General features: G+C 70.6%; 12 protein-coding genes. 6 read left to right on the top strand and 6 right to left on the bottom strand.

Annotated elements, in window-relative coordinates; genetic code table 11:
• The first annotated feature begins 112 nt into the window (after positions 1–112).
• From Mterra_RS14985 to malQ, 6 genes are all read left to right on the top strand, one after another.
• Positions 113–619 carry a DUF402 domain-containing protein gene (locus Mterra_RS14985; protein ID WP_119315909.1) on the top strand — a complete coding sequence of 169 codons (507 nt, stop codon included), beginning with the start codon at positions 113–115 and terminating at the stop codon, positions 617–619.
• Positions 620–760: 141 nt separating this feature from the next.
• Entirely contained in the window at positions 761–1,312 is a 552-nt protein-coding gene (locus Mterra_RS14980; protein WP_119315908.1) for a DUF1990 family protein, read from the top strand.
• A complete protein-coding gene (locus tag Mterra_RS14975; RefSeq protein WP_119315907.1) occupies positions 1,305–2,024 on the top strand; it encodes a DUF1990 domain-containing protein in 720 nt (239 codons plus the stop codon). Before Mterra_RS14980 ends, Mterra_RS14975 begins: the two co-directional genes overlap by 8 nt.
• Positions 2,025–2,097: 73 nt before the next feature.
• Positions 2,098–3,000 carry a DMT family transporter gene (locus tag Mterra_RS14970; RefSeq protein ID WP_119315906.1) on the top strand — a complete coding sequence of 301 codons (903 nt, stop codon included), beginning with the start codon at positions 2,098–2,100 and terminating at the stop codon, positions 2,998–3,000.
• Positions 3,001–3,059: 59 nt separating this feature from the next.
• The gene (locus Mterra_RS14965; RefSeq protein WP_119315905.1) at positions 3,060–3,932 is read left to right on the top strand and encodes a 3-hydroxybutyryl-CoA dehydrogenase; all 873 of its coding nucleotides are present in this window, start codon (positions 3,060–3,062) and stop codon (positions 3,930–3,932) included.
• Positions 3,933–4,209: 277 nt separating this feature from the next.
• Complete coding sequence (gene malQ / locus Mterra_RS14960) at positions 4,210–5,709, top strand: 4-alpha-glucanotransferase (protein WP_119315904.1); 1,500 nt, start codon at positions 4,210–4,212, stop codon at positions 5,707–5,709.
• A gap of 183 nt (positions 5,710–5,892) precedes the next feature.
• On the opposite strand, the gene Mterra_RS14955 is transcribed toward malQ, so the two are convergent.
• From Mterra_RS14955 to Mterra_RS14935, 6 genes are all read right to left on the bottom strand, one after another.
• Positions 5,893–6,900, bottom strand: a complete 1,008-nt coding sequence (locus tag Mterra_RS14955; protein WP_119315903.1) for a DNA topoisomerase IB — start codon at positions 6,898–6,900, stop codon at positions 5,893–5,895.
• Positions 6,901–6,916: 16 nt separating this feature from the next.
• On the bottom strand, positions 6,917–7,795 hold the full coding sequence (locus Mterra_RS14950) for a hypothetical protein (RefSeq protein WP_119315902.1): 879 nt from the start codon (positions 7,793–7,795) through the stop codon (positions 6,917–6,919).
• Positions 7,792–8,556 carry a tryptophan-rich sensory protein gene (locus tag Mterra_RS14945; protein ID WP_119315901.1) on the bottom strand — a complete coding sequence of 255 codons (765 nt, stop codon included), beginning with the start codon at positions 8,554–8,556 and terminating at the stop codon, positions 7,792–7,794. Before Mterra_RS14945 ends, Mterra_RS14950 begins: the two co-directional genes overlap by 4 nt.
• A complete protein-coding gene (locus Mterra_RS21975) occupies positions 8,517–9,098 on the bottom strand; it encodes an ElaB/YgaM/YqjD family protein (RefSeq protein ID WP_147372820.1) in 582 nt (193 codons plus the stop codon). The genes Mterra_RS14945 and Mterra_RS21975 overlap by 40 nt, the downstream gene beginning before the upstream one ends.
• Positions 9,074–9,346, bottom strand: a complete 273-nt coding sequence (locus tag Mterra_RS14940) for a hypothetical protein (RefSeq protein ID WP_119315900.1) — start codon at positions 9,344–9,346, stop codon at positions 9,074–9,076. Before Mterra_RS14940 ends, Mterra_RS21975 begins: the two co-directional genes overlap by 25 nt.
• 17 nt (positions 9,347–9,363) lie before the next feature.
• The coding region (locus Mterra_RS14935; RefSeq protein WP_176582542.1) for a YhjD/YihY/BrkB family envelope integrity protein at positions 9,364–10,282 on the bottom strand (919 nt) is incomplete at its 5' end.

Below are 10,282 nucleotides of genomic sequence, written 5' to 3'. Positions count from 1 at the left end.
TGGTTGCCCCGCCCCCGTCCCTCCCCGCCGGCGGGGAGGGACGGGGGCGGGGCAACCACGAGCCACGAGCTGACGGCTGAAAGCTGAGCGCTATCATCCGTTACACTGGTTTATGGGCCCGAAAGTGCAAACCCACGACCTCGCCACGCGAACGCACACCGTCAAGGCGGGCACTTTCCCGGTGCGGGTTTACCTCGAGCACCCCCACGGCCTGTACGTCGAGCGGCCGTTTTACGACCACCCGCTTTACCGCTACTGGCAGGCGCACATCCTGCCGGGGCCGGGGTGGCAGGTGTGCCGCTTCACGCCGCACCAGGGGGAGCACTGGTGCGAGTACTACGTGGACATCGTGAGCGTGCGGCGCGAGGGGAGCGTGTGGAGCGTGCAGGACCTCTACCTCGACTTGGGCGTCACGCGCGAGCGGGCGGTGCGCGTGCTCGACACCGAGGAGCTTTTCGCCGCGCTCGAGGCCGGCCTGATCTCGCACCGGCAGGCGGCCTGGGCCACCGCCGCGCTGCACGGGCTCATCAACGCGCTGGCCGAGCACGGCAACGACCTGCCGGCCATGCTCAGGGCGCGGGGGGTCGAGCTGGGGTGGGGGCTCGAGGTGCTTTCCTGAGGGCGGTTCCCACGGATACCTCGCCAGGGTCGGCGGGTGTGTGTAGGCAGCGTGACGGGCGCGCCCTGTGTCATCGGGCAATCAGCCCGCGCTCAACTGGCGCACAGACCGGGCTTACTCGGCGCACTTAGCCTTGCCCTGATGGTGGGAGGCAAGCAGGCACAACCGGCCAAGGACGGCACGGGCGCGCTGTTCCACCGGCGTTATCAGGTGCGCTTCTCCGACGCCCGCATGACGCCGCAGCAGCTCATGGCCTTCGTCAAGGCCAACCTGGCGAGCTTAGCCCCGGCGCAACTGGCCGACTTCGAGAAGCGGCACGGCCACCCCTGGGCCATGGAGGTGGGCGACGAGTACGACATCACCATCTTCGGGCCCTGGAACGGGGCGGTGCGGGTGGTGGAGGTGGGGGAGACCTCCTTCACCCTGCTGACGCTGAAGGGCCACCCCGAGGCCGGGCACATCCGCTTCACCCTCGAGGAAGACCCCGAGATGCCGGGGGTGCTGTGCTTTCGCATCGAGTCGTGGGCGCGCTCGCGCGACGGGCTGGTGCAACTGGCCTACTCCAGCCTCAAGCTCGGGCAGATGGTGCAGGAGCGGGTGTGGGTGACCTTCTGCAAGCGGGTGGTCAAGTACAGCGGCGGGCGGCAACTGGGCAAGGTCGAGGTCGTCACGAAGGAGTTGGGGCGTGGCTGAGTCCCCCCGCGAGCGCTACCGCCGGAGGCTGGAGGCGCTCGAGCAGCGCCCGCTCAACCTCGACCTCAGCCGCCGCGGCGAGTACACCCGCGAGGCGGGCTGGAACATCGACGACTACGAGGCCGACCTGCCCCCCGAGCCGCCCGGCGAGCCCCTGCCCGGCGGCTCCTTCCGCGCGGCGCAGGAGGTGCTGCGCGAGTACCGCTTCCCCCCGCCCGACCTCATCACCGGCATCTTCCTCCCCGAGCGGCCCTTGGAGCAGCGGGTCATGCTGCTCGAGGGGCGTTTCCTGGGCTTCACCTTCTTCTTCGGCGTGCGGGTGGGGGGCGTGGTGGACGAGCTGCGCGAGACCCGGCAGGGCCTCGAGCGGGTGTGGGGCTACGACTACGCCACGCTCGAGGGCCACTTCGAGCGCGGCCAGATCGAGTTCACGGTCGCCAAGCGGCTCGACAGCGGCGAGGTGTTCTTCCGCATCCACGCCTTCTCCCGCACCGGGACCATCCGCAACCCCTTCTACGCGCTGGGCTTCCGGCTGTTCGGGCGGCGCTTGCAGCGGCGCTTCGCCCACGAGTCCATGCGGCGGGTGCAGCGGCTGGTGCAGGAGAAGCTGGCGACCGGGCGGGCGGGGGGCGAGGCCCCGCCGGTCCAGCCGGCCAGCGCCCAGCCCGCCGCCGAGGCCCGCATGGAGGAGCTGGCCGAGGACCGGCGCTGAAGGGCCGAAGGCTACTTCGCCAAATGGAATTCGGCTATCGATCAAATCGGCCGGACTCCATTAGACTCGGGCAATGGATTCCCGGACGTTGCTGGCGATTGCGCTGACCCTGCTGCCCTGGGCCTCGGCCTTCGCGGGGATTCGGGCGGGGCTCGAGGCCTACTCCCCCGGCCACCTCACCCTGCTGCGCTTTTTGGTGGCCTCGCTCACCCTGCTGGTCTACGCGCTGGCCGTGCGGATGCCGCTGCCCCGGCGGCAGGACTGGCCGGGCATCTTCGCCGTGAGCTTCCTGGGGATCACCGTCTACCACACCGCGCTCAACTTCGGGCAGGTCACGGTGCTGGCGGGCCCCGCGGCCTTGCTCATCGCCTGCGGGCCGGTGTTCACGGCGCTGCTGTCGCGCTACTTGCTCAAGGAGGAGATCTCGCCGTGGGGCTGGACCGGCATCGCCATCGCCTTCACCGGGGTCGCGCTCATCGCCTTCGGCAAGCCCGGGGGCTTCGAGCTGCAGCCGGGGGCCCTCCTCATCCTGCTGGCCGCGCTGGCGACCTCGCTGTACTTCGTGCTGCAGAAGCCCTTCTACCGCCGCTACACGGCGCTGCAGTTCACCGCCTACTCGATCTGGGCGGGGACGTTGCCGATGCTGGTCTTCCTGCCGGGGCTGGCGCAGGAGGTCGCCGCCGCGCCCGCGCCCGCCACGCTGGCGGTGGTCTACCTGGGGGTCCTGCCGGGGGGGCTGTCGTACATCACCTGGTCCTACGCGCTCTCGAGGGCGCCCGCCTCGAGGGTCACGAGCTTCCTCTACGTCAACCCCCTCATCGCCACCCTGATCGCCTTCGTCTGGCTGGGCGAGGTGCCCGCGCTGCTTTCGATGGTGGGCGGGGCCGTCGCGCTGGCCGGGGTGGTGGTGGTCAACACGCTGGGCCGGGTCAAAAGCGCCGAAGCCCCCCGGCTCAAGGCCGAGGGCAGCCGCTAGCCCTATCCCCCCTCCCTCTCCCGCCCGCTCGGTAGAATCGTGCGGGAAGGAGTACTGCTATGGAAATCCGCAAGATCGGTGTAGTCGGCGCAGGGCAGATGGGCGCGGGCATCGCGCAGGTGGCGGCGCAGGCCGGGTACGAGGTGGTGCTGCGCGACCTCGAGGACAGCTTCCTCGAGCGCGGCCTGGGCACCATACGCCGCTCCTTAGGCAAGCTGCTGGAGAAGGGCCGCCTCGACCAGGCCGCCCACGACGCCTCGCTGGGCCGCATCCGCACCACCCTCCAGCTCTCCGACCTCGCCGACTGCGACCTCGTCGTCGAGGCCGTCGTGGAGAGCGAGGCGGTCAAGGGCGACCTCTTCCGCGACCTCGACCGCCTGGTCAAGCCCGAAGCCGTCCTGGCCTCCAACACCTCCTCCATCCCCATCACCCGCCTGGCCGCGGCGACCGGGCGCCCCGAGCGCTTCATCGGCATGCACTTCATGAACCCGGTGCCCCTGATGGAGCTCGTCGAGGTCATCCGCGGCTACCTCACCAGCGACGAGACCACCCAGGCCGTGCTCGAGGCCGCCCGCAGGATGGGCAAGACCCCGGTCGAGGTCAACGACTACCCCGGCTTCGTCTCCAACCGCGTCCTGCTGCCCATGCTCAACGAGGCCATCCAGTGCGTGATGGAGGGCGTCGCCACCCCCGAGGCCATCGACCAGGTGATGAAGCTGGGCATGAACCACCCCATGGGCCCCCTCACCCTCGCCGACTTCATCGGCCTCGACACCTGCCTCTCGATCATGGAGGTGTTGCACCGCGGCCTCGGCGACGACAAGTACCGCCCCTCCCCGCTGCTGCGCAAGATGGTGCAGGCCGGGCTCTACGGCCGCAAGAGCGGGCGCGGCTTCTACCGCTACGACGAGAAGGGGAACAAGGTCGGCTGAAGAAGGGCTGAGCGCTGAACGCCCGGCGCTGGGCGCTGGGCGTGGGTCTTACGTCCTGCGTCGTACGTCGTACGCCAAACGCCGAACGCAAGACGCAAGACGCAAAACGCAAGACGCCGGTTGTACGCCGAACGCCGAACGCAAGATGCGAAGTGCTCTGACCCTCGACAGACCACGGGCCGCGGGCCTATCGCTGACGGCTGACCAATTCCCCACGCGGCGACGGGGAACCCTCGAGCCGTAGAAACGCTTCCACCGGACCCGGTATGCTGGGGCCATGGACTTACAGCGCAGCTTCGGGATATTGCTCCACCCTACCAGCTTCCCCGGCCGTTGGGGGATCGGCGCGCTGGGCCGGGAGGCCCGCAATTTCATCGACTGGCTGGCGGGCACGGGGGCGAGGTGGTGGCAGGTGCTGCCGCTGGGTCCTACGAGCTACGGAGACTCGCCCTACCAGTCCTTCTCGGCCTTCGCCGGCAACCCCTACCTCATCGACCCCGAGCTGCTCATCGCCAAGGGCTGGCTCGAGCCCGAAGACCCCCCGGCCTACCCCGCCCACAAGGTCGATTACGGATGGCTCTACGACACCCGCTGGCCGCTGCTGCGCCGGGCCTACGCGGGCTTCGTGGCGCGGGCCGGCGAGGCCGACAAGGCCGCCTTCGCCGCTTTCGAGCAGAAGGAAGCGGGCTGGCTGGCCGACTACGCGCTGTTCATGGCGCTCAAAAACAGGTTCGGCGGCAAGCCCTGGAACGAGTGGAGCCCCGAGCTCGTCCGGCGGGAGCCGCAGGCGCTCGAGGCCGCGCGCCTCGAGCTCGCCGGCGAGGTGGGGATGCACGCGTGGACCCAGTGGCTCTTCTACGCCTCCTGGGCCGAGCTGCGGGCCTACGCCGCGCAGAAGGGCATCAAGATCATCGGGGACATGCCCATCTTCGTGGCCTACGACTCCAGCGACGTGTGGGCCAACCCGCACTACTTCTACCTCAACCCCGACGGCACGCCGGGCGTGGTGGCGGGGGTCCCGCCGGACTACTTCAGCGAGACGGGGCAACTGTGGGGCAACCCGCTCTACCGCTGGGACGTGATGCAGGCCGAGGGCTTCGGCTGGTGGATCGCCCGCATCCGGCAGAGCCTCGAGACCTGCGACCTCGTGCGCATCGACCACTTCCGCGGCTTCGAGGCCTACTGGGAGATCCCCGGCGACGCCCACACCGCCGTCAACGGGCAGTGGGTGAAGGCCCCGGGCGAGGCGCTGTTCCAGGCGGTGCGCGCCGCGCTGGGCGACGCGCCCATCATCGCCGAGGACCTGGGCGTGATCACCCCCGAGGTCGAGGCCCTGCGCGACGGCTTCGGCTTCCCCGGCATGAAGATCTTGCAGTTCGCCTTCTCCGACGAGACCAACCCCTTCCTCCCCCACAACTACCCCGAAAGCGGCAACGTCATCACCTACACCGGCACCCACGACAACGACACCACTTTGGGCTGGTACAAGACCGCCCCCGAGGAGGAGAAGGAGTTCATGCGCTCCTACCTCCAGGACAACGACGTCACCTTCGACTCCCCCGCCGACGTGCCCTGGGCGCTCATCACCCTGGCCTTCAAGAGCCCGGCCAAGCTGGCCGTGGTGCCGCTGCAGGACGTCTTCGCCCTGGACACCGACTCCCGCATGAACTACCCCGGCAAGGTGGGCGGCTACTGGTCGTGGCGCTACTCCCCCGAAGACCTCACCCTCGAGCACGCCGCGCGGCTGAAGGCGCTGGCGGTGGCGACGGGGCGGTGAGGGAACGCGGGGTGCCGATAGCCCATAGCTAAACGCAAGACGTAAGACGCGAAACGCAAAACGCATGCCGTACGTCGTATGTCGTACGCAAAACGCAAGACGCAAGACGCCTTGGCCCCCCGGCCCTCAACGTCAGTGGGGAGGGGTGAACCACAAGCCACAAGCCCTAGGCCGACGGCTCGCTCATTCTCGCGCCTCGAGCAGCCGCTTGAGGGCGAGTTCGGAGCGGTTGAGGCCGTCCTCGCCGCTGGCTTTGCGGCGGGTGGCGCTGGGCTCGAAGTCGTCGAGGACGCGGCCCTCGAGGTAGAAGTCGAAGACCTTGGGGCAGACGTAGTGCGCGCGCACGACGGCCGGGGTGTTGCCGAGGTCGGCGGCGACGTGCTTGACGCACTCGACCAGGGTCTTGCGGGCCTGGCGGTCGCTCTGGGGCGGGCCCTCGTCGGCCAGGAACTCCGCCGCCAGCAGGGTGCCGCCCCAGGTGCGGAAGTCCTTGGCGGTGAAGGGGCCCATCACCTCGCGGATGTAGGCGTTGAGCTGCTGGGCCCGGATGCGGGCCCGGCCGCCCTCGACGAGCGCCTGGAAGAGCCAGGGGCCGGGCAATTCCTTGAGCTGGGCCACGTTCTTGGCGATGGTCTGGTCGGTGGTGAGCTTGTGCTGCCAGATGCCGTGCTTGCCCTTGAAGCGGAACTCCACGGTGCTGCCCTCGACCCGGGCGTGCGAGTGGCGCAGGGTGGTGAGCCCGTAGGTCTTGTGCGCCCGGGCGTAGGCGTCCGAGCCGACGCGGAAACGCGCGACGTAGAGCAGGCGGGTCATGAGGGCCATCACCTTGCGCGGCTCGAGGCCGCCGCGCCGCAGGTCGGCGCCGCTGGCGGCCCGTAGGGGCCCCAGGCAGCGGGCGAAGCGCACCAGGCGCTGCCACTTGGCCTCGCTGTTGGCCTGGAGGAAGCCGGGGTGGTAGCGGTACTGCAGGCGCCCGGCCTTGTCGCGCCCGAAGGCCTGGAGCTCGGCGTCGGGGTCGGGGGAGACGTAGACGTCGGTGTAGCCGGGCGGGACCGCGAGCTTGGCGATGCGCTCGAGCTCGGCCGGGTCGGTCAGCTCGCGGCCGTCGGGGAGGTAGTAGCGGAAGCTCCCGGCCTTGTCACCCTCGCGCCGGTAGTAGTGCTCCTGCAAGCCATCGGTGCGCCCGAGCATGAGGACATGCTGTGCGTCACGGCTTATGCGTCTCTGAAGGGCCGCTGACCCAGTACTGAGCGGTGGCCGCGGCCACCGCCCCGAAGACCCCGACCCAGCCCAGCGCCAGCAGCGGCAAGAAGCCGGCGGTCCACACCAGCAGCAGCGTGGCGAGGGCCACCAACGCCCGCGCCCCCAGCAGGCGCTCGTACTCCAGGGGAAGGCCGTTATCGGCCTTCGACAGCGGCTTCTGCCACATCCACACCAGCAGCGCCGCCCAGCCCAGCAGCACCGTGGCCGCGGCGAACCACAGCACCCACGGCTCGCTGGCGACGCGCCCGGCGGGGTGTACCCATAGCAGGGCCGCGACACCCGCGGCGGCGGCCAGGGCGAGCCCGGCCCAGGCCCGGCGGGGCGCCCCGTCGCGGTTGGCGTCGGCCACCAGGGCCAGGGCCAGCGGGAGCGCCAAGGCCCACAAGGGCCGCCCGGTGAGCCAGGTGGCTAGCAGGGGGCTCGAGGCCACCGCCGCCACGTCGAGCCAGGTGGTCGGCCGCCCGGTGGTGCGCCCCAGCAGCCGCGCCAGCACCACCAGCACCCCCGTCACCAGCAGCCCGGCCAGCGCCAGGCGGGGCTGGGCGCTGAGCAGCGGCAGGAGCAGCCCCTGGCTCAGCGCCAGCGCCACCCCCGCGCGGGCCGCGGTCTCGGGGTGGTCGGGGTCGAGCTCGCGCCCCAGGGCCCAGGCCGCGAAGACCCAGCCGGCCCCCGCCAGCACGCCCCACAGCACCGGCTGGCCCAGCCAGACGTTCTGCAGCACGAAGGCGGCGACCGCGAAGGCCAGGCACAGCCCCACGACGAAGCGGTTGGAGGGGTAGGCCCAGTCCAGGCCCCGGTCCAGGCTGGTGAGGCGGCGGATCATACCTCCGGGATCGGCAGGGCTCGAGCCCGCGGCCCCGCCGCGCGCCGCAGCAGGGCCAGGGCGAGAGCCAGCGCCCACAGCGCAGCCGCCAGACCCACCGGCAAGGTCTCCCACTGCCGCACCGCGACCCCGGCGAAGGCCCACACCAGCACCCCGGCGAACGCCAGGTCCCGGCGCAGGCCCAGCATCAGCAGGCCGATCAGGCCTGCCGCCGAGATCATGACCACCGCCCAGGCGGCTTCCGGCAGGCCCCAGCGGTCCCAGCCGGAGGCGTAGAGCACCACGCTGGCGTTGGCGACGCTCGCCACCGTGACCCAGCCCAGGTACACGCTGAAGGGGAGGTCCACCGCCCAGCGCTCGGCCCCCTTCGCCGGGTAGCGCCCGACGGCCAGCGTGCGGTAGGCCCCCACCAGGCTCAGCAGCAGGCCCAGCATCAGCGCCAGGCTCAGGCCCAGCCCCCCGTAGTGCCAGGCCACGACCCAGCCCGCGTTGAACAGGCAGCTCGCGACGAACCACGGCGCGGCGGCGTGCACCCGGGCGTTGCCGCGCTGGGCGGGCAGGGCTTGGTAAACGGCGTAGGCGGTGAGCCCGAGGTAGATGGCCCCCCAGACGGCGAAGACGTAGCCGGCCGGGGTGAAGAGCACGGGGAAGCTGTCGGAGATCTCCCCCGTGCTGCGCCCGCCCAGCGGCAGGGCGTTGGCCAGGTAGTTGACCGCCAGAGTCAGTGCGAGTGCCAAGACGACGACGAGCCTTCGGTCCACGACCCCTCCCTACGGGGCCTGCGTGGGGCAAGCAGCCCGTCCAGCCAGTATCGGATGTTCTCCGGGGTCAGGTATTCCTTCTGGACTACATCCCACACCGTCTTGCCCACCCCCCCGGCCACCAGCCCCGACAGCAGCGAGGTGCGGGGGCTGGTGGCCGCCCGCGCCTCGCCGTGGGCCGCCGCGGTAGCCCCGTCGGCGGGGGCGGGCCTCGAGGTCAGGTAGCCCACGATGGCCCCGGCCAGCAGCGAGGTGGCGACCGCCTCGTAGGGGCGCTGACGCACGGCCTCGACGGGCTTGTGGAAGAGGTCCTCGATCTCGGCGGTGAGGTTGCCGGCGGTGTCCTGCACCTGTGAGGTGGCCTGGCTGAGGGTGGAGAGCAGCCGCTCCTGGAGCTCCTGGGCGGTGCCCACCACCCGTTGCTGGGCCTCGTCCACCCCCCGGCCCAGCTCCTCGCTCACCCGGCGCAGCGAGGTCCGCAGCCGCTCCTTGGCGGCCTCGACCTCCTGCTCGGGGCTCATCTTTTTCGCATCGCGATCCACAGCATCCCTCCGGCAGTGAGCAGGGTGAGCAGGCCCATCAGCGCGGCGGCGGGGGCCGGGTCCATCCAGGCCCGAAGCTGCAAGTACCCCGCGGCCACCAGCCAGCCCAGCCCGCCCAAGAGCAGAATCCCGGCTACCAGGATCAGCACGACGGACAGCAAAAGGCCCCGCAAGTCGCTGCGGAGCTTGCGGGCCTGTGCCTCGAGCAGTTCCACCGTGCTGATCACCACGTCTGCCAAGGCCGTCATGTTGTCTCCTCGCCGCCCTAGTGGCGGTTGATCATGCGCGAGAGCACCAGACCGGCCCCGAAGGCCACCAGCAGGCTCATCAGCGGGCGGTCCTTGACCTGGGTCTCCAGGGTGGCCGCGATCTCGCTGCCCTTCTCCTTCACCTGGTGGGTCAGCTCGCCGCCGGTGTGGCGCAGCTCGCTGGCGAGGTCCTTGGCCTTGCTCCCGGCGGTCTCCTTGAGGCTGCTCATCAGGCTCATCACGTCGCTGCGCAGGGCCTGGAAGTCGGCTTTAAGGGTCTCGAAGTCGGCGCGCGCCCCGCTCTCCTCGAGGGCCTCGCCCACCTTGGCCTTGGTCTCGTTGACGGCGGTCTGCACCTTGTCCTTGGCTTCTTGGGCTTTGTCCTTGAAATCCGTAGGCTTGGTGTCCATACTGACCTCCTCTGTTCGAGGGTAGGCACCCTGGCTGATGCGAGACTGAGCCACGGCTGGGGAAGGGCTGACCGCCCGGTGGAGCAGCGCCGCCACCAGCGCGCCCAGCAGGAAGGCCAGGGCGGAAAAGTGCAGCCACACCAGCAGAACCGCCACGCTCGCCAGCGGCCCGAAGACGTTCTGGAAGGAGACCCAGCGCAGGTAGAAGTTAAAGCCGAGCTGCACCAGCGCGAAGAGCCCCCCGCCCACCAGCGCGCCCCGGAACGCGGCGGCCCAGGGCGGGGGGCGGGTGGGCAGCAGCCGGTACTGCAGGGTGAAAGCCAGCACGGCCAGCAGCGGGTTGACGACCCAGCGGTACAGCTCGACCAGCCCCTCGCTGAAGGGCAGGAAGCGCGTGACGACCGCCAGGCCTTGGCCGCCCAGCGTCAGCAGCACGAAGCCGCCCCCCACGCCCAGCACCACCAGCCCCGCCCGCAGCCGCACCCGCAGGGAGGGGAAGGGGGCCTCGGGGTCGAAGATGCGGGTG

The organism is Calidithermus terrae, assembly GCF_003574345.1.
Taxonomy (GTDB): domain Bacteria; phylum Deinococcota; class Deinococci; order Deinococcales; family Thermaceae; genus Calidithermus; species Calidithermus chliarophilus.
This window is presented reverse-complemented; position numbering and strand designations above follow the sequence as displayed.

Coding starts and splice junctions, on each gene's coding strand:
- Mterra_RS14985 (WP_119315909.1), top strand. CDS start 113: ATGGGCCCGAAAGTGCAAACCCACGACCTCGCCACGCGAACGCACACC.
- Mterra_RS14950 (WP_119315902.1), bottom strand. CDS start 7,795: ATGATCCGCCGCCTCACCAGCCTGGACCGGGGCCTGGACTGGGCCTAC.
- Mterra_RS14965 (WP_119315905.1), top strand. CDS start 3,060: ATGGAAATCCGCAAGATCGGTGTAGTCGGCGCAGGGCAGATGGGCGCG.
- Mterra_RS14940 (WP_119315900.1), bottom strand. CDS start 9,346: ATGACGGCCTTGGCAGACGTGGTGATCAGCACGGTGGAACTGCTCGAG.
- malQ (WP_119315904.1), top strand. CDS start 4,210: ATGGACTTACAGCGCAGCTTCGGGATATTGCTCCACCCTACCAGCTTC.
- Mterra_RS14955 (WP_119315903.1), bottom strand. CDS start 6,900: ATGCTCGGGCGCACCGATGGCTTGCAGGAGCACTACTACCGGCGCGAG.
- Mterra_RS14980 (WP_119315908.1), top strand. CDS start 761: ATGGTGGGAGGCAAGCAGGCACAACCGGCCAAGGACGGCACGGGCGCG.
- Mterra_RS14970 (WP_119315906.1), top strand. CDS start 2,098: ATGGATTCCCGGACGTTGCTGGCGATTGCGCTGACCCTGCTGCCCTGG.